The organism is Pseudomonas vanderleydeniana (assembly GCF_014268755.2).
Taxonomy (GTDB): Bacteria; Pseudomonadota; Gammaproteobacteria; order Pseudomonadales; family Pseudomonadaceae; genus Aquipseudomonas; species Aquipseudomonas vanderleydeniana.
In genome coordinates this window covers 1,307,754-1,326,134 of record NZ_CP077093.1, presented here as the reverse complement: position 1 = coordinate 1,326,134, position 18,381 = coordinate 1,307,754, and the positions used below count along the sequence as shown (strand labels likewise).

Annotated in this window: 16 protein-coding genes and 1 other RNA gene; 2 read left to right on the top strand and 15 right to left on the bottom strand. The window is 64.2% G+C overall.

The window, feature by feature from the left end; translation table 11 throughout:
• Positions 1-14 precede the first annotated feature (14 nt).
• The 15 genes from HU752_RS05900 to rsmI form a co-directional block, all read right to left on the bottom strand.
• Positions 15-884, bottom strand: a complete 870-nt coding sequence (locus HU752_RS05900) for a cell division protein FtsQ/DivIB (protein WP_186681152.1) — start codon at positions 882-884, stop codon at positions 15-17.
• Positions 885-890: 6 nt separating this feature from the next.
• Positions 891-1,859, bottom strand: coding sequence for a D-alanine--D-alanine ligase (locus HU752_RS05895; RefSeq protein WP_186681154.1), 969 nt, complete (start codon positions 1,857-1,859; stop codon positions 891-893).
• Complete coding sequence (gene murC, locus HU752_RS05890; RefSeq protein ID WP_186681156.1) at positions 1,856-3,316, bottom strand: UDP-N-acetylmuramate--L-alanine ligase; 1,461 nt, start codon at positions 3,314-3,316, stop codon at positions 1,856-1,858. The genes HU752_RS05895 and murC overlap by 4 nt, the downstream gene beginning before the upstream one ends.
• A complete protein-coding gene (gene murG / locus HU752_RS05885) occupies positions 3,309-4,379 on the bottom strand; it encodes an undecaprenyldiphospho-muramoylpentapeptide beta-N-acetylglucosaminyltransferase (protein WP_186681158.1) in 1,071 nt (356 codons plus the stop codon). The genes murC and murG overlap by 8 nt, the downstream gene beginning before the upstream one ends.
• The gene (gene ftsW / locus HU752_RS05880) at positions 4,369-5,583 is read right to left on the bottom strand and encodes a putative lipid II flippase FtsW (protein ID WP_186681160.1); all 1,215 of its coding nucleotides are present in this window, start codon (positions 5,581-5,583) and stop codon (positions 4,369-4,371) included. The genes murG and ftsW overlap by 11 nt, the downstream gene beginning before the upstream one ends.
• Complete coding sequence (murD, locus tag HU752_RS05875; RefSeq protein ID WP_186681162.1) at positions 5,580-6,926, bottom strand: UDP-N-acetylmuramoyl-L-alanine--D-glutamate ligase; 1,347 nt, start codon at positions 6,924-6,926, stop codon at positions 5,580-5,582. Before murD ends, ftsW begins: the two co-directional genes overlap by 4 nt.
• 5 nt (positions 6,927-6,931) lie before the next feature.
• Positions 6,932-8,014, bottom strand: coding sequence for a phospho-N-acetylmuramoyl-pentapeptide-transferase (gene mraY, locus HU752_RS05870; RefSeq protein WP_186681164.1), 1,083 nt, complete (start codon positions 8,012-8,014; stop codon positions 6,932-6,934).
• Positions 8,014-9,393 (bottom strand): UDP-N-acetylmuramoyl-tripeptide--D-alanyl-D-alanine ligase, encoded by a 1,380-nt coding sequence (locus tag HU752_RS05865; protein WP_186681166.1) that lies wholly within the window; start codon positions 9,391-9,393, stop codon positions 8,014-8,016. The genes mraY and HU752_RS05865 overlap by 1 nt, the downstream gene beginning before the upstream one ends.
• Entirely contained in the window at positions 9,386-10,849 is a 1,464-nt protein-coding gene (locus tag HU752_RS05860) for a UDP-N-acetylmuramoyl-L-alanyl-D-glutamate--2,6-diaminopimelate ligase (RefSeq protein WP_186681169.1), read from the bottom strand. The genes HU752_RS05865 and HU752_RS05860 overlap by 8 nt, the downstream gene beginning before the upstream one ends.
• The gene (locus HU752_RS05855; RefSeq protein ID WP_186681235.1) at positions 10,849-12,585 is read right to left on the bottom strand and encodes a peptidoglycan D,D-transpeptidase FtsI family protein; all 1,737 of its coding nucleotides are present in this window, start codon (positions 12,583-12,585) and stop codon (positions 10,849-10,851) included. Before HU752_RS05855 ends, HU752_RS05860 begins: the two co-directional genes overlap by 1 nt.
• Entirely contained in the window at positions 12,585-12,878 is a 294-nt protein-coding gene (gene ftsL, locus HU752_RS05850; RefSeq protein ID WP_017904835.1) for a cell division protein FtsL, read from the bottom strand. The genes HU752_RS05855 and ftsL overlap by 1 nt, the downstream gene beginning before the upstream one ends.
• Positions 12,875-13,822 carry a 16S rRNA (cytosine(1402)-N(4))-methyltransferase RsmH gene (gene rsmH, locus HU752_RS05845; RefSeq protein WP_437182331.1) on the bottom strand — a complete coding sequence of 316 codons (948 nt, stop codon included), beginning with the start codon at positions 13,820-13,822 and terminating at the stop codon, positions 12,875-12,877. Before rsmH ends, ftsL begins: the two co-directional genes overlap by 4 nt.
• Positions 13,819-14,274 (bottom strand): division/cell wall cluster transcriptional repressor MraZ, encoded by a 456-nt coding sequence (gene mraZ / locus HU752_RS05840; RefSeq protein ID WP_054059869.1) that lies wholly within the window; start codon positions 14,272-14,274, stop codon positions 13,819-13,821. Before mraZ ends, rsmH begins: the two co-directional genes overlap by 4 nt.
• Positions 14,275-14,584: 310 nt before the next feature.
• Positions 14,585-14,938, bottom strand: an RNA gene (gene rnpB / locus HU752_RS05835) — RNase P RNA component class A.
• 133 nt (positions 14,939-15,071) lie between these two features.
• On the bottom strand, positions 15,072-15,914 hold the full coding sequence (gene rsmI, locus HU752_RS05830) for a 16S rRNA (cytidine(1402)-2'-O)-methyltransferase (protein ID WP_186681171.1): 843 nt from the start codon (positions 15,912-15,914) through the stop codon (positions 15,072-15,074).
• A 249-nt stretch (positions 15,915-16,163) separates the two neighbouring features.
• Between rsmI and HU752_RS05825 the strand changes: the two genes are divergently transcribed.
• Both HU752_RS05825 and HU752_RS05820 read left to right on the top strand, forming a co-directional pair.
• Entirely contained in the window at positions 16,164-17,975 is a 1,812-nt protein-coding gene (locus HU752_RS05825; RefSeq protein ID WP_186681173.1) for a penicillin-binding protein activator, read from the top strand.
• Complete coding sequence (locus tag HU752_RS05820; protein ID WP_186681175.1) at positions 17,975-18,346, top strand: YraN family protein; 372 nt, start codon at positions 17,975-17,977, stop codon at positions 18,344-18,346. The genes HU752_RS05825 and HU752_RS05820 overlap by 1 nt, the downstream gene beginning before the upstream one ends.
• The last annotated feature ends 35 nt before the right edge of the window (positions 18,347-18,381 follow it).

The following is an 18,381-nucleotide window of genomic DNA, read 5'->3' as shown; positions in this document are numbered from 1 at the left end:
GGTCCTGCCTCTTCTTAATTCTTCGCAACGGCGGGTTTGGCCGCTACGGGTGCCACAGGTTCCCGCCATCCGACGGCCAGGCCGTTGGCGTAGCGCAGATCGATGCTGGCAATGTTCGTAATCTGTTCTTTCAGCGTTTTTTCATAAATGGCAATGAAACGGCGCATCTTCTCGACCAGGTGGTCGCGACCCAACAACAACTGGATGCCAGGGCCCGAACTGCCGGCACCGGTGGTCAGGAACCAGCTGCCCCGTTCCCGCAGCTCCAGCCGGGCGATGGAGAAGCCCAGCGGGCGCAACATCTGGCTCAGCACCTGGTACTGCTGCATCACCTGCTGCTGGGCCCGCTGCGGGCCGAACAGCTGCGGCAGATGTTCGTAGTTCGCCAGTTCCCGTGGCGCGAACGCCTGGCCCTGGTTGTTCAACAACGCCTCGTCGCCCCAACGGGCCACCGGCAACTGCTCTTCCAGCCGGATCACCACCTGGTCCGGCCATACCCGGCGGACTTCGGCGTGGGCGATCCACGGCATGGTTTCCAACTCGGCGCGCATGCTCGCCAGGTCGATGGTGAAGAAGCTCGCCGCGACATACGGTGCGATCCGCTGCTGCACCGCCTGCTGGCTGATGTAGCTCAGGTCGCCCTGCACGTTGATCTTGCTGATCGGCCGATCCGCATAGGGCAGCAGGCGCTGGGCACCTTCGTAGGTGCCGAAGCCCAGCGCCACCAGCAGTACCGGCCACATCAGGCGCTTGAAAAAGCCGAAATTGGCTTTTGGCATGCGCACCGACACCGGCTCCTTGGCCACCATTCGACTGGCGCCCCGCGGGACCGGCTTGTTACGGCCGGAACCGGGTGGCTGATGACGAATCTGCGCGCCGTGCATGGCTCGTTAACCTCTCGGTCCTGGGTTGCTGGCGACACTTTCCGCCAGGATCGCCAGCACCAACTGCTGGAAATCGAGGCCGGCCGCGCGTGCCGCCATCGGGACCAGACTGTGGTCGGTCATGCCCGGGGCGGTGTTGACTTCCAGGAACCAGAACTGCCCGTCGGCATCCTGCATCACGTCGGCACGCGCCCAACCGGCGATACCGAGCGCCTCGCAGGCTTTCGCCGTGAGGTCCATCAGTTCCTTTTCCTTGGTACTGTCGAGGCCACAAGGGATCCGATACTGGGTATCGGAAGCCAGGTACTTGGCGTCGTAGTCGTAGAACGAATGCGGGGTGCCGAGTGCGATCGGCGGCAAAACCTGGCCGCGCAGCGTGGCAATGGTGAACTCCGGACCTTGAATCCACTGTTCGACCAACACTTGCGAATCGTAGGTGGCGGCGGCTCTCCAGGCGGCGATCAATTCGTCGACGCCGGTCACCTTGGCCATCCCAATACTGGAGCCTTCATGGGCAGGTTTGACGATCAAAGGGAAACCCAGTTCCGCACCGGCTGAAATACAGTCGGCCTCGCAGCCCAGCACGGCGTGGCGCGGGGTCGGAATACCGAGGCTGTGCCAGACCTGCTTGGTGCGCAGCTTGTCCATGGCCAGGGCCGAGGCAAGGATGCCGCTACCGGTGTAGGGAATCTCCAGGCACTCCAGCAGGCCCTGCATGCTGCCGTCTTCGCCACCACGACCGTGGAGGATGATGAAGGCACGGTCGATCCGTTCATTGAGCAGGCGCTGCAGCAGATCGTCGCCCACGTCGATACCGAAGGCATCGACACCCGCGCCCTGCAGGGCTTCGAGCACCGCGGCACCCGACTTCAGCGACACCGGACGCTCGGCGCTCTTGCCACCGAACAGCACGGCGACGCGGCCGAAGTCCTTCGGCTCGAGGGTCGAGAACAGGTTGGCGTAGGCGGCGGTCATTTCGATTTCTCCGCGCCGGTTGCGGCAACCGCGCCTGTGAACAACGCGCTCTTGAGCAATTGCGGGGCAAGGCCACCGATATCACCGGCGCCCTGGCACAGCAGGATGTCACCCGCTTGCAGCAGTGGCTTGACCAGCGGAGCCAGGTCGACGCCCCGCTCGATGTAGATCGGGTCGAGCTGACCACGCTGGCGAATGCTGCGGCACAGCTGGCGGCTGTCCGCGCCGGGAATGGCTTCTTCGCCGGCCGGATAGACTTCCATCAACAGCAACACGTTGGCATCGGCAAGGACCTGGACGAAATCGTCGTACAGGTCGCGGGTACGGGTATAGCGGTGCGGCTGGTAGACCATCACCAGGCGACGCTCCGGCCAACCACCGCGCACGGCCTTGATCACCGCCGCGACTTCGGTCGGGTGGTGGCCGTAGTCGTCGACCAGCATCACGCTGCCACCGTCCACCGGCAGTTCGCCGTAGACCTGGAAGCGCCGGCCGACGCCCTGGAAGCCCGACAGGCCCTGGACGATGGCTTCATCGCTGATGCCCTCGTCGGTGGCGATGGCGATGGTGGCCAGCGAGTTCAGCACGTTGTGGTTGCCCGGCATGTTCACCGACACGTCCAGCGGCTCGCGATCGCGGCGCAACACGGTGAAGTGGGTCTGCATGCCGGACTGGCGAATGTTGATCGCGCGCACGTCGGCGTCTTCGTGAACCCCGTAGGTCACGGTCGGACGGGCGATCTGCGGCAGGATCTCGCGCACCACCGGGTCGTCCAGGCAGACCACGGCGAGGCCGTAGAACGGCAGGTTGTGGAGGAACTCGACGAAGGTCTTCTTCAGCTTGCTGAAATCGCCTTCGTAGGTGTCCATGTGGTCGGCGTCGATGTTGGTGACCACGGCGACCAGCGGCTGCAGATGCAGGAAGCTGGCGTCGCTTTCATCGGCTTCGGCGATCAGGTAGCGGCTGGTACCGAGCTGGGCGTTGGTGCCCGCAGCGTTCAGCCGGCCGCCGATGACGAAGGTCGGATCGAGGCCACCCGCGGCGAACACCGAGGCGATCAGGCTGGTGGTGGTGGTCTTGCCATGGGTACCGGCCACGGCGATACCGTGGCGATAGCGCATCAGTTCGGCAAGCATCTCGGCGCGTGGCACCACCGGAATGCGACGCTCCAGGGCGGTCGCGACTTCCGGGTTGGACTTGTTCACCGCGCTCGACACCACCAGCACATCGGCGCTGGCAGCGTTCTCGGAGCGGTGGCCGATGAAGATCTTCGCGCCAAACGACTCGAGCCGGTCGGTGACCGGCGAGGTTTTCAGGTCGGAACCGGACACTTCGTAGCCCAGGTTCAGCAGCACTTCGGCAATCCCGCACATGCCCACGCCACCGATACCGACGAAGTGGATGCGACGGATGCGGCGCATTTCCGGCTGGGGAATGGCTTTCTGACTCTCAACCATGAGCCACCTCCAGGCAGATCTCGACGACGGTGCGGGTGGCATCGGGCTTGGCCAGGCGGCGTGCGGTGCTCGCCATGGTGTTCAGTCGTTCCGGTTGCATCAAAACCTCTGTCAGGCGTGCCGCCAGATCGGCGGCGCCAGTCGTTCTTTGCGGCAGCAGGAAGGCAGCGCCCTCCCCGGCCAAATATTCGGCATTGCGGGTCTGGTGGTCGTCGATCGCATGGGGCAGAGGCACCAGCAACGAGGGCAGACCGGCAGCCGCCAGTTCACTGACGGTCAGCGCGCCTGCGCGGCAGACCACCAGGTCGGCCCAGCCATAAGCCTGGGCCATGTCCTTGATAAACGGCGCTACCTGCGCCTCGACGCCCGCCGCCTTGTAGCGTTCGGCGGTCACTTCGTCGTGATTGCGACCGGCCTGGTGGAACACCTCCGGACGGTATTCGACCGGCACCTGGGCCAGTGCTTCGGGCAGCAGCTTGTTCAACGGTTCGGCGCCAAGGCTGCCGCCGAGGATCAGCAGGCGCGCCGGGCGACCGCCCAGGGCCTGGCGCGGGGTTTCCAGGAACAGCTCCGGACGCACCGGGTTGCCGGTGGTACGACGCTTGCCCGAGGCCCCGAAGGTGTTCGGGAAAGCTTCGCAGACCCGGGCCGCCAAGGGCACCAGCAGCCGATTGGCGGTACCCGCCACGGCGTTCTGCTCGTGCACGATCACCGGCACGCCAGCCAGACGCGCGGCGACGCCACCGGGACCGGTGACATAACCACCGAAGCCCAGCACGCAGACCGGCTTGAGTTGGCGAATCACCTTGCGCGCCTGCCAGACCGCCCGCAGCAGCACGAACGGTGCCTTGAGCAGCGACAGCTTGCCCTTGCCACGCAGGCCGGCGACGTTGATCAGGTGCAGTGGCAGGCCGGCATTGGGCACCAGCTCGTTCTCGATGCCACGTGGCGTGCCGAGCCAGTGCACGGTGAAACCGCGGGCCTGGAACTCACGGGCACAGGCCAGGGCCGGGAACACGTGGCCGCCGGTACCACCGGCCATGATCAGTACGTTAGCGCCCATGGGGAGTGTCCTCCGCAAAGTCGCTTTCATCGAACTCCATCTCTTCACTACCCAGGTGGGTGCGGCTCTCCCATTCGATCCGCAGCAACAGGCCGAGACAGGCACAGCAGATCACCAGGGAGCTGCCACCGTAGCTGAGGAAAGGCAGGGTCAGGCCCTTGGTCGGCAGCAGGCCGACGTTCACACCGATATTGATGAGGAACTGGCCGATCCACAGGAACGCCAGGCCGTACGCCATATAGGCGGCAAAGAACTGCTTGGCCTTCTCTGCCCACAGGCCGATGTACATGGCGCGCACGCTGACGAACACGAACAGCGCGACGGTGCACAGCGAGCCCACCGCACCCAGCTCCTCGGCCAGCACGGAGAACACGAAGTCGGTGTGCGCTTCCGGCAGGTAGAACTGCTTCTGCACGCTGTTGCCCAGGCCCACGCCCAGCCACTCGCCACGACCGAAGGCGATCAGCGCCTGGGTCAGCTGGTAGCCGGAGCCGAACTGGTCGGCCCAAGGGTCGGTAAAGGTCGTCAGGCGCGCCATCCGGTAGGGTTGCGCCTTGATCAGCACCACCACCGCGACCACCGCCAGCAACACCATCAGCCCGAAGCGCAACAACCCGACGCCGCCGAGGAACAACATCGCCGCCGCCGCCCCCATCATCACGACGGTGGCACCGAAGTCCGGCTCCATTAGCAGCAGGCCGGCCATCGGCAGCAGTACGACGAAAGGCTTGAAGAAACCCATCCAGCTCTCGCGCACTTCCTTCTGCCGGCGCACCAGATAGCCGGCGAGGTAGATCACCACGAACACCTTGGCGATTTCCGAAGGTTGCACGTTGAAGAAGCTGAAACCGATCCAGCGCATCGAACCGTTCACTTCACGGCCGATACCCGGCAGCAGCACCATCACCAGCAGACCGAAGGCGCCGACCAGCATCATGAAACCCATGCGCTGCCAGGTGGCGATCGGCACCATCATCGTGGCGATGCAGGCGCCCACGCCGATGGCCAGGTAAATCAGGTGGCGGATCATGTGATACAGCGCGTTGCCCGACTGCACGGCGGCCACTTCGGAGGAAGCCGAAGTGATCATCACCAGGCCGAGGCCGAGCAACGCCAGGCAGCCGGCGAGCATCGGGAAGTCGACGTCGATGCCACGCCCGGTGATGATCGGCGACGGATACGGCTTGAGGATATTGAAATTCATGCCAAGCCCTCCACGGCACTGGCGAACAGCCGCCCGCGCTCTTCGAAGTTCTTGAACATGTCGAGGCTCGCGCAAGCCGGCGACAACAGCACGGCATCGCCGGCCTGGGCCAGTTCGGCGCAACGCAGCACCGCCTCGTCCAGGGTCTGCACGCGAATCAATGGCACCTCGTCGCCCAACGCCTGGGCCAGGAGTTCGGCGTCGCGCCCGAGCAGGACCACCGCCCGGCAATTGGCCGCGACCGGCGCCCGCAGGGCGGAGAAATCCGCGCCCTTGCCATCGCCGCCGGCGATCAGCACCAGCTTGCCGTCGATATCGGCACCCAGGCCCTCGATCGCGGCCAGTGCCGCACCGACGTTGGTCGCCTTGGAGTCGTTGTAGTAGTTCACGCCAGCATGCTCGCGCACCCACTGGCAACGGTGCTCAAGGCCCGCGAAGGTACGCAGGCTCGAAAGCATGGCGTCGAACGGCAGCCCGACGGCATGCCCGAGCGCCAGCGCGGCCAGCGCGTTGGACTGGTTGTGGGCACCACGGATCTTCAGCTCGCGCACCGGCATCAGGTTCTGGAACTCGAAGGCCAGGTACTTCTCGCCGCCTTCCTCGCGCAAGCCGAAGGCCTTGAAGTCCGGCTTGCCCAGGCCGAAGGTCCAGCACGGCAGGCCTTCGCTCATCAGCGGCCGGGACAGGGCATCCTGACGGTTGACCACCACCTGCCTGGCACCCCGGAAGATCCGGTGCTTGGCCAGGTGATAGGCCGGCAGGCCGCTGTAGCGGTCCATGTGGTCTTCGCTGATGTTGAGTACGGTCGCCACTTCGGCATTCAGCTGATCGGTGGTTTCCAGCTGGAAGCTCGAGAGCTCCAGCACATAGAGTTCGATGTCATCGCCGAGCAGGTCCAGCGCCGGGGTACCGAGGTTGCCCCCGACCGCCACGCGCTTGCCGGCGGCTACCGCCATTTCGCCCACCAGGGTGGTCACGGTGCTCTTGGCGTTGGAACCGGTGATCGCGACGATCGGCGCCTTCGCGTTACGCGTGAACAGCTCGATATCACCGGACAGCTTCACGCCACGGGCCGCCGCGGCCTGCAGGGCCGGGGTCGCCAGGGCCAGGCCGGGGCTCACGTAGAGCTCGTCGGCACGGCAGAGGAAGTCGACGTCCAGCTCGCCACAACGCACTTCCACCTGTGGATAGTCACGGCGCAGCGTGGCCAGCTCCGGTGGATTCTCCCGCGTGTCGGCCACCGCAAAGGCAACGCCCCGGTTCGCCAGGAAGCGAACCAGGGACATGCCGCTCTTGCCGAGGCCGACAACGATGCGGAAGTGGTCAGAAGCGATCAGCGACACGGGTTCTACCTCAGCTTCAGGGTGGCAAGGCCGATCAGCACCAGGATCACGGTGATGATCCAGAAACGGACGATCACGCGTGGCTCGGGCCAGCCCTTGAGTTCAAAGTGGTGGTGAATCGGTGCCATGCGGAACACCCGGCGACCGGTCATCTTGAAGGAGGCGACCTGGATGACCACCGACAGGGTCTCCATGACGAACACGCCGCCCATGATGAACAGGACGATTTCCTGGCGAACGATCACCGCGATGGTGCCCAGGGCCGCGCCCAGCGCCAGCGCGCCGACGTCACCCATGAAGACCTGGGCCGGATAGGTGTTGAACCAGAGGAAGCCCAGGCCGGCACCGATCAACGCGCCGCAGAACACGATCAGCTCACCGGCTCCCGGTACATAGGGGATCAGCAGGTATTCGGCGAACTTCACGTTACCCGACAGGTAGCAGAAGATGCCCAGCGCACCGCCGACCATCACCGTCGGCATGATCGCCAGGCCGTCGAGGCCGTCGGTCAGGTTGACCGCGTTGCTCGAGCCGACGATCACGAAATAGGTCAGGACCACGAAGCCCACGCCCAGGGGAATGCTGACGTCCTTGAGCATCGGCACGATCAGGGTGGTTTCCACCGGGGTCTGTGCAGTCATGAACAGGAAAATCGCCGCGCCCAGGCCGAACACCGACTGCCAGAAATACTTCCAGCGGCTTGGCAGGCCACGCGAGTTCTTTTCGATCACCTTGCGGTAGTCATCGACCCAACCGATGGCGCCGAACAGCAGGGTCACCAGCAGGACCACCCAGACATAACGATTGTGCAGGTCGGCCCACAGCAGGGTGCTGACACCGATGGACGACAGGATCAGCGCACCACCCATGGTCGGCGTACCGGACTTGGACAGGTGCGATTGCGGGCCGTCGTTGCGAACTGCCTGGCCGATCTGCAGGCTCTGCAGGGTACGAATCATCCACGGGCCCAGGAACAGCGACAGAGACAGCGCGGTCAGCACCCCGAGAATCCCGCGCAGGGTCAGGTACTGGAAGACCGCGAAGCCTTTGTAGAACTGTTGCAGGTACTCCGCTAGCAGCAGCAGCATTAATGCGTCTCTCCCTTGATATGAGGCGCAGGCCCGCACAGAGCCGCCACGATGTTCTCCATCGCCGCGCTGCGCGAACCCTTGATCAAAATGGTGGTATTGGTGTCTTGTTCGGCGCCAAGCGCCTCGATCAGATCGGCCTGGGTGGCGAAATGACGAGCGTGCTGGCCAAATGCGTCGACGGCGTGGGCCATCATCGGTCCCACCGCATACAGCGCGGAAACCTTGCCTGAGGCGTAAGCCCCTACTTCACGATGCCCCTGCTCCGCCCACTCGCCCAACTCGCCGATATCTCCGAGCACCAGGACGGTGCGGCCGGAAAAGCCGGCGAGTATATCAACGGCGGCGCACATTGAGGTGGGGTTCGCGTTGTAGGTATCGTCAATTACACGAATGCCATTGATTGCCAATTGCGCTACCGTCCGACCCTTCACCGGCTGGACCGCTTCCAGGCCAGCGACGATGCCCGGCAGGGACACACCCAGCGCATGGGCGGCGGCAGCAGCAGCCAGGGCATTGGCGACGTTGTGGGTACCCAGCAGGTTCAGCTGGACCGTTGCCGAACCTTGCGGACCGTGCAGCTCGAACTGCGGGCAGCCACGCGCATCACGGGAAACCGCGCGGGCATGGAAATCGGCGGCGTCGTTGTCCAGGGCGAAGGTCAGCACCTTGCGCTCGCCGGCGCGGGCCCTCCAGATCGGGAAGGCCTTGTCGTCCAGGTTGAGCACGGCGGTGCCGTCGGCCTGCAGGCCCTCGATGATCTCGCCCTTGGCCTCGACGATTTTCTCCGGGCCACCGAACTCGCCGACATGGGCGGTTCCGGCATTGTTCAGGATCGCCACGTGCGGCCTGGTCATGGCAACGGTGTAGGCGATTTCGCCGATGCGTGAAGCGCCCAGCTCAATCACCGCAGCACTGTGCTCCGCAGCCAGTTCGAGCAGGGTCAGCGGCACGCCCAGGTCATTGTTCAGGTTGCCACGGGTCGCCAGAACCAGGCCACGGGTGCGCAGAATGCTCGCCAGCATCTCCTTGACCGTGGTCTTGCCACTGGAACCGGTCACTGCGGCCACCGGCTGGTTGAACAAGGCACGATTCAACGCCCCCAGTTGCCCCAGGGCCAGGCGGGTATCGCGCACCACCAGTTGCGGCAACTGGCTGTCGGCGACTTCACGTTCCACCAGCGCCGCGACAGCCCCCTTGGCCGCCACGTCATCCAGGTAATCATGCCCGTCGAAACGAGGTCCGGTCAGGGCAACGAACAACTGGCCAGGCTGGATCGACCGGCTGTCGATACTCACCCCGGTAAAACTGGCATCGGCCGCACTCAGGCGACCGGACAAGGCATTGGCGACAGCGCTCAGTTTCATGGCTTCAAGCATTGGCGGCCTCCCAGGCATCCAGAGCCTTGGCGGCTTCGACCAGGTCGGAGAAGGCGTGGCGCTCGCCGTTGATCTCCTGGTAGTCCTCATGTCCCTTGCCGGCCAGGACGAGCACGTCGTCAACACTGGCGGCAGCGACCAGCTCGGCAATCGCCAGGCCACGACCGGCCACGAAGCGCACGGCATCGGGGGCACTGAAGCCGGGGCGAATGTCGTCGAAGATCTGCAGGGGATCTTCGGTACGCGGGTTGTCGTCGGTCACCAGCACGCTGTCGGCCAGGCGCTCGGCCAGCTCGGCCATCAGCGGGCGCTTGCCGCGATCGCGGTCACCGCCGCAGCCGAACAGGCAACGCAACTGGCCCTTGGCGTGTGGGCGCAGGGCCAGCAGGACCTTTTCCAAGGCATCCGGTGTATGTGCGTAGTCGACCACCACCAGCGGCCGCGTGCCACCGCCCAGCCGCTGCATGCGACCAGCCGGGCCTTCCAGCTGCGGCAATACCCGCAGGATTTCATCCAGGGCGTAGTCCAGCCCCAGCAGCGCACCGACCGCGGCCAGCACGTTGCTCAGGTTGAAACGGCCAAGCAGCGTGCTGCGCAGGTGGTACTCGCCTTGCGGGGTCACCAGCGTGGCGCGCACGCCTTCATCGCCGAACTGTGCGTTGCGGCAATACAGGTAGGCGCTGCTGTCCAGCAGGCTGTAGGTGATCAGCCGCGATTCATGCTCGCCGGCCGCCAGTTGCCGGCCGAAGTCGTCGTCGAGGTTGATCACCCGGCAACGCAGGTTGGCCCAGTCGAACAGCTTGGCCTTGGCCGCACCATAGGCCTGCATGGTGCCGTGGTAATCGAGATGGTCGCGCGAAAGGTTGGTCAACACCGCCACGTCGAACGCCAGGGCGCTGACCCGGCCCTGGTCGAGGCCATGGGAGGAGACCTCCATGGCCACCGCCTTGGCACCGGCGCTCTTGAGGTCCGCCAGGGTCGCCTGCACCGCGATAGGATCCGGCGTGGTGAGCATGCCGCTGTTCAATGCACCATGAAAGCCGCTGCCCAGGGTACCGAGAATGCCACAACGCTGGCCGAGCAGGTCCAGGGCCTGCGCCACCAGTTGGCTGACGCTGGTCTTGCCGTTGGTACCGGTGACGCCCACCAGGTTCAGTTGTCGGCTCGGCTCGCCATAGAAGCGTCCGGCAATTTCCGACAACTGCGCGACCAGGCCCTTGACCGGAATCAGCGGAACATCGGTGATCGGCAGCACGGTAGCGCCTTCGGCCTCATAGGCGACCGCCGCCGCGCCGCGCTGCAAGGCATCGGCGATATGGTTGCGACCGTCGACCTTGCCACCGGGCACGGCCAGGAACAGGTCCCCGGCGCGAACCTTGCGGCTGTCGAGCGCCAATTCGCGAATCAACAGATCGCGGCCGGCGTGCGGGAAAATCTTGTTCAGGCTCAAGGACATCAACCCCGCCCTCCTTTGACAGGTTCCGGCGCGGCGATGGCTTGCTGCTGCGGAATACTCGACAGGTCATCCGGGCTGACGTTCATCAGCCGCAGGGTGCCGGACATCACCTTGCTGAAGACCGGCGCCGAAACCAGGCCACCGAAGTAACCGGCCTTGCTCGGCTCGTCGATCACCACCACGATGGCATAGCGCGGGTCGCTCATCGGGCCGAAGCCGGCGAACAGCGAACGATAGGAGTTTTCGGCATAGCCCTTGGTACCGACCGAAGTCTTGCGCGCGGTACCGGACTTGCCGGCGACATGGTAGGCCGGGACCTTGGCCCGATAGACCCCGCGCGGTGCCTCGATCACCTGCTGCAGCATGCCCTGCATGGTCTTGGCGACCTTCTCCGGGATGACCTGGGTGCCTTCGGGCATCTTGTCGGTCTTGATCAGGGTCAGCGGCACGATCTTGCCGTTGTTGGCCAGCGCCGAGAAGGCGTGCACCAGCTGGATGGCGGTCACCGACAGGCCGTAGCCGTAGGACAGGGTCGCGGTCTCGGCCTTGCGCCATTCGCGGTAGTTCGGCAGGTTGCCGACGCGCTCGCCGGGGAAGCCGAGGCCGGTGTCCTGGCCCAGGCCGACCTTCTGCATGACGCGGAAAATCGCCTCGCCACCGATATCGAAGGCGACCTTGCTCATCCCCACGTTACTGGAGTTGATCAGGATACCGGTCAGGTCGAGCACCGGGCCTTCGGTCTTGGAAACGTCACGGATGGTGTACTTGCCCAACTGCAGGGTGCCCGGATACACCTCGACCGTGTCGCTGGGTTTCCAGCGTCCGGTTTCCAGAGCGGCACTCATGGAGATCGGCTTCATGGTCGAACCCGGCTCGAACACGTCGATCATCGCGCGGTTGCGCATCATCGCCGGCTGCAGATTGCGACGGTTGTTCGGGTTGTAGGTCGGCTGGTTGACCATGGCGAGGATCTCGCCGGTCTTCACATCCATGATCACCAGGCTGCCGGCCTTGGCGCCGTTTTCCACCAGGGCGTTGCGCAGTTCGCGGTTGGCCAGGTACTGCAGGCGCAGGTCAATCGACAACGCCAAGGGCTTGCCGGCCTTGGCGTTCTTGGTCACCTGGACATCCTTGATCAGGCGGCCGCGCCGGTCCTTGATCACCTGCCGCTTGCCGGGGACCCCGGCCAGCCACTCGTCATAGGCCAGCTCCACGCCTTCGCGACCGTGGTCGTCGATGTCGGTAAAGCCGACCATATGGGCCGCCACTTCACCGGCCGGGTAGAAACGGCGGAACTCCTCGATGCCATAGACACCGGGAACCTTGAGATCGAGCACGGCCTGGCCCTGCTCCGGGGTCAGGCCCCGGACCAGGTAGATGAATTCCTTGTTGGCCTGTTGTTCCAGGCGCTCGGCGAGCAGTTTCGGGTCCTGCCCGAGGGCCATCGCCAGGGCCGGCCAGCGGTCCTTGGCAAACTGCATTTCCTTGGCGTTGGCCCACAGCGTGGTCACCGGCGTACTCACGGCCAGCGGCTCGCCGTTACGGTCGGTGATCAGGCCGCGGTGCGCCGGAATCGGGATGTGACGCATGCTGCGTGCATCGCCCTGGCCGATCAGGAACGCCCGGTCGATGACCTGCAGGTCGACGATCTTCCAGCTGATATAGCCGACCATGATCGCCAGCGCGCCGAGCACGACCCGGAAGCGCCATGGGTAGAGAGCGCCTTCAAGCTTCATCATGGTGCCACCATCCGCACTTCGGATGGGCTGGGGATGCGCATCTTCAGTTGTTCGGTGGCCAGGGTTTCGATACGGCTGTGGGCGGTCCAGGTGCTCTGCTCGAGGATCAACCGACCCCACTCGGCCTGGGCCTTGTCGCGCACGCTCAGCTCGTTGTACAGCGAGTTGAGCAACTGGCGATTCCAGTGCGCGCTATAGGACACGCCGATGGCGGACACCAATACGGCGACAAACAGCAGGAACATGAAAAAGCTTCCGCCCGGAAGTGGCTTGGCGTAGAGCTTGCTCACCGCAATTTCTCCGCGACACGCATGACGGCACTACGGGCACGCGGGTTGGCCTTGAGTTCGGCCTCCGAGGCGAACTGGGCCTTGCCGTGCACCTTGATACGCGGTTCGAACGCCTGGTGGCGGACCGGCAGGTTGCGCGGCAGGTTGTCTTCCTCGCCCTTGACCAGGCGACGCATGAACAGCTTGACGATGCGGTCTTCCAGCGAATGGAAGCTGATCACCACCAGGCGGCCGCCGACCTCCAGGGCATCCAGCGCCGCTTCGAGGCCGGCCTCGAGGTCGCCCAGCTCGTTGTTGACGTGAATGCGCAGCCCCTGGAACGCGCGGGTCGCCGGGTTCTTGCCCTTCTCCCAGGCCGGGTTGGCGACCTTCAGCACCTCGGCCAGGTCGGCCGTACGTTCGAAAGGCTTGATCTCGCGGCGCTCGACCACGGCGCGGGCCATGCGGCCGGCGAAACGCTCTTCACCATATTCCTTGAAGACGCGGGCAATTTCCTCTACCGGCGCGGTGGCGATGAACTCGGCGGCACTGATACCCCGCGACGGGTCCATGCGCATGTCCAGCGGGCCGTCGTTCATGAAACTGAAGCCGCGCTCCGGGTCATCCAGCTGGGGCGAAGAGACACCCAGGTCGAGCAGGATGCCGTTGACCTTGCCGGCCATGTGCCGTTCGACGACCTCCGCACCCAGCTCGGCAAAGCTGCGCTGCACAACGACAAAGCGGCCGTCTTCGGCCGCTAGCGCTTGCCCGGTGGCAATCGCCTGTGGATCTTTATCGAAGCCGAGAAGCCGGCCATCGGGTCCGAGCCGGCTGAGAATGAGACGACTATGCCCGCCCCGACCGAAGGTGCCATCCAGATAGCAGCCATCAGGGCGTACGGCGAGAGCCTCGACGGCTTCGTCAAGCAGTACGGTGATGTGGTTAAAGCCGCTATCAATAGTCACAGGATCAGATCACGCAGTTCATCAGGCATCGCGCCCGGTTGTTGAATAGCCGCCAGGTCCGCTGCAGCAACAGCGTTCCAGGCGTCCTCGTCCCACAGTTGAAACTTGTTCAGCTGGCCCACCAACATCGCGCGCTTATCCAACTTCGCGTATTCGCGCAGGCGTGGCGGCACCAGGAAACGACCACTGCCGTCGAGTTCGAGGTCGACGGCATTACCAATCAGCAAGCGCTGCAGGCGACGGTTCTCTTCCCGCAACGACGGCAACGCACGCAACTTGGTTTCAATCAGTTCCCACTCGTCGAGTGGGTACACACATAAGCAGGGATCGACCGCATCAATGGTCACGATCAACTGTCCGGAACTACGCGAATCGAGCTCGTCACGGTACCGACTCGGCATGGCGAGACGGCCCTTGGCATCGAGACTGATAGCGTTGGCTCCGCGAAACACAGTTGCGTTTCTCCAAATATTAGCGTTTTACGTCCAAAAAACCCACTTCATGCCACTTTCCTCCACTTGCGCACACTATAGGAATGCGCCCACCACACCGTCAAGGCACGGTCTTAAGGAAAACCCTTACAGAACGGAGATTTAGGAGCGTAAAGGGAGACTTTGCGAGAATCTGGAGGTGTTTCTTCCGGACAAACTCCATGCACCTCAGAAACTTGAGGTCAGAAGTTAAAGTGATTTGTTAAGAGTAAGATTTTTTCGATATTACAAATGCGCTTCTGCCAGCGATTGCAGGCAGGGAGGGAAAGAAGTGGAGAGTCGATCTGTAAGCCGGGTTCTGTCGAGGACAGTCATTCCTCTACGATGGCCATCACTGGACATCTTTAGCAACCTACCCGGTTCCAGCGCGGGCCACGCCTTGGAACCCTATTTGGTCTTGCTCCGAGTGGGGTTTACCTAGCCACGAACTGTTACCAGACGTGCGGTGCGCTCTTACCGCACCTTTTCACCCTTACCGGCACCGAAGTGCTTAGGCGGTTATTTTCTGTGGCACTTTCCGTAGGCTCACGCCCCCCAGGCATTACCTGGCACTCCGCCCTATGGAGCCCGGACTTTCCTCCCCCCTCTAATTTTCATAGAGGGCAGCGACTGTCCAATCGACTCTCCGCCGCGCAGGTTACCGGCACATGGCCAGAAGGACAAGCTTTAAAGCCGCCATCGCCCCGACATGCCGGGACAAAAAGCAGCATCTGGGACCATTCCGATATCAATAGAGGAATAGCCCCACAAGTAAATCATCAATCGTTTTTCTGCTTGCCCAGCGCCACCTGGTACAGCAGGTTCTTGCGCACACCCGTGATCTCCGCCGCCAAGGCGGCGGCGCGCTTGAGCGGCATCTCCTTGAGCAGCAGGTCGAGAATGCGCATGGCCTCGGCGCTGACCGCTTCGTCACCTTCCGGCGCGCTCCAACCGGCGACCAGCACCACGCACTCGCCCCGCTGCTGGTTGCTGTCAGCCTCGACGAAGCTGCGCAGCTCGGCCAGCGGCAGGCCCTTGAGCGTCTCGAAGGTCTTGGTCAGCTCACGCGCCAGCAGCGCCGGACGCTCGGCACCGAACACCGTCTCCATGTCCTGCAGGCACTCGAGAATGCGATGGGGCGCCTCATAGAAGATCAGCGTCCGTGGTTCTTCGCGCAATTGCTCCAGGCGCGAGCGACGCCCCACCGCCTTGGCCGGCAGGAAGCCCTCGAAAATGAACCGGTCGGAAGGCAGCCCCGCCGCCGACAGCGCCGCGATCAACGCACAGGGGCCAGGCACCGGGACCACCTGGATACCCGCGGCACGCGCCTGGCGCACCAGGTGGTAGCCGGGATCGGAAATCAGCGGCGTGCCGGCGTCGGAAATCAGGGCGACGTCCTCGCCCGCCAGCAGCTTGGCAATGAAACGGCTGCCTTCGTCACGCTCGTTATGCTCATGACAGGCGGCCAGTGGCGTGGTGATACCGAAGTGCTGCAACAGCCGCAGCGAATGCCGGGTGTCCTCCGCCGCGATCAGCGCCACCTCGCGCAGCACCTTCATCGCCCGCGCACTGATGTCATCCAGGTTGCCGATGGGCGTCGCCACCACATAAAGCGAGCCCATCGCGGAATTCAAAGCACCTGGAGCAGTCAAAGCGCACACCTCAAGAAGAACGAAAAACCCATTGTAGCGCGTAGAAGCCCTGCCGATATGCTCAACGACGGCGTGAAGGACCCACCCAGGCGGAAAAACCCGGGCCTCTGACATGCCTTGTACGACCAAATTTGACGGTTTCACGCCAGCGACATCGCGCCCCGGCCAGCGCTTGGGTACAATTCCACGCTAATTTGATCGAGTATCAGGAACACTTACATGATCGCTTGCCTGCGGCTGTTCTCTGCCCTCTGCCTCGCTGCCCTGCTGGCGGCCTGCGCCAGCTCGCCCTCTTCCAGCCTTGGCGAACTTCCACGGACCCCGGATGCCAGCATCGAGCAACTGCTCGAACAGGCCTCCTCCAGCAAAACGCCGGACAAGGCCGCGCTGCTGCGCCTGACCGCTGCCGACCTGGCCTACCGCCAGAAGGACAGCGGCCGCGCCTCGCAGATCCTGGCCCAGGTGCAACTGGACCAGCTCAAGCCGGGCCAACAGGTCTTTGCCAGCACGCTGGCCGCCGAACTGGCGATGACCCGCAACCAGCCCAAGGCAGCCCTCACCGCCCTGAGCCACCCGAGCCTGGAACACCTGAGTGAACTGCCGGTCGACCAGCAGATCCGCACCCAGACCGTCCGCGCCCGCGCCCTCGAGGCCGATGGCCAGACCCTGGCTGCCGCTCGCGAGCGCATCTTCATCGCACCGCTGCTCAGCGGCGATGCCGCCCGCGCCAACCACGAGGCGATCTGGGCACTGATTGCCGCCCTGCCGACCGATCAGTTGCAGCCCGCCGGCAACGACGACCTCAGCGGCTGGCTCAGCCTGGCCCTGGCAGTGAAAACCGCTGGCACCCTGGAGCAGCAGCAGGCCGCGATCGACAACTGGCGAGCACAGAACCCCAAGCACCCGGCGGCCCAGCAACTGCCGCAGGCACTGGTGAAGCTCAAGGAACTGGCCAGCCAGCCACTGAGCAAGATCGCCCTGCTGCTGCCCAACGAAGGCCAGCTGGCCTCGGTCGGCAAGGCGCTGCGTGAAGGCTTCATGGCTGCCCAGTACCAGGCCCAGCAGGCCGGCCAGAAGCCGCCGGCCATCGAGTTCTACGACAGCTCGCGCCTGACCTCCCTCGACGATTTCTATCGCAAGGCCCAGGCGGCCGGCGTGCAACTGGTCATCGGCCCGCTGGAGAAACCGCTGGTCAAGCAGCTCAGCGCTCGCCCACAACTGCCGATCACCACCCTGGCGCTGAACTACAGCGAAAGCGCGCAGAACCCGCCGCAACTGTTCCAGTTCGGCCTGGCCGCCGAGGATGAAGCCCGCGAGGTCTCGCGTCGCGCCCGTGCCGACGGCCTGCACCGCGCCGCCGCGATGGTACCGAAAGGCGAATGGGGCGACCGTGTCCTGAAAGCCTTCCGCCAGGACTGGGAAGCCAACGGCGGCACCGTGATCGGTGTCGAACGCGTCGACCAGCCCGTCGCCCTGGCCCAGCAGATCGCCGACCTGTTCCAACTGCGCCACAGCGAGGCTCGCGCCAAGAGCCTGCAGAGCACCGTCGGCGGCCAGGTTTCCGCCCAGCCTTCGCGCCGCCAGGACATCGAGTTCATCTTCCTCGCCGCGACACCACAACAGGCCCAGCAGATCAAGCCGACCCTGAACTTCCAGTACGCCGGTGACGTACCGGTGTATGCCACTTCCCACCTGTTCAGCGCGACTGGCGATATCAACCAGTACAACGACATGAATGGCATTCGCTTCTGCGAAACCCCATGGCTGCTGGATGCCAACGACCCATTGCGTCAACAGGTCACCGCCCAATGGCCACAAGCCGCCGGCAGCCTCGGCCGCCTGTACGCCATGGGCGTCGACGCCTACCGCCTGGCCCCGCGCCTGGGCCAGCTCAAGGCCCTGCCGGACAGCCGCATCGAAGGCCTCTCCGGCAGCCTGAGCATGGACCAGGGCCAGCGGATCGAGCGCCAGCTGCCATGGGCACAGTTCGTCAGCGGCCAGGTCCAGCGCCTGCCGGATACGCCTCGCTGATGCCGCAAGGCTCGCACCTCGAGAGCGGCAAGGATGCCGAGAGCCTCGCGCTCCGGCATCTCGAACAACAGGGACTGCGCCTGCTGGCGCAGAACTGGTTATGTAAACGCGGCGAGCTTGATCTGGTCATGCTCGACGGCGATACAGTAGTATTCGTAGAAGTTCGTTATAGAAAAAACACCCAATGGGGTGGCGCCGCGCACAGCATCGATGTCCGCAAGCGCAAGAAGTTAATATTTGCAGCGCAGTATTTCCTGCAATGTGAATCACGCTGGGCCAGTAGCCCCTGCCGTTTCGACGTGGTCGCCATAGAAGGCGCCCTCGATGCGACACCCCGATTGAACTGGCTACGGAATGCCTTCGACAGCTGAACCAGACTGTCGACCCGGTTACTTTCATTCACCGA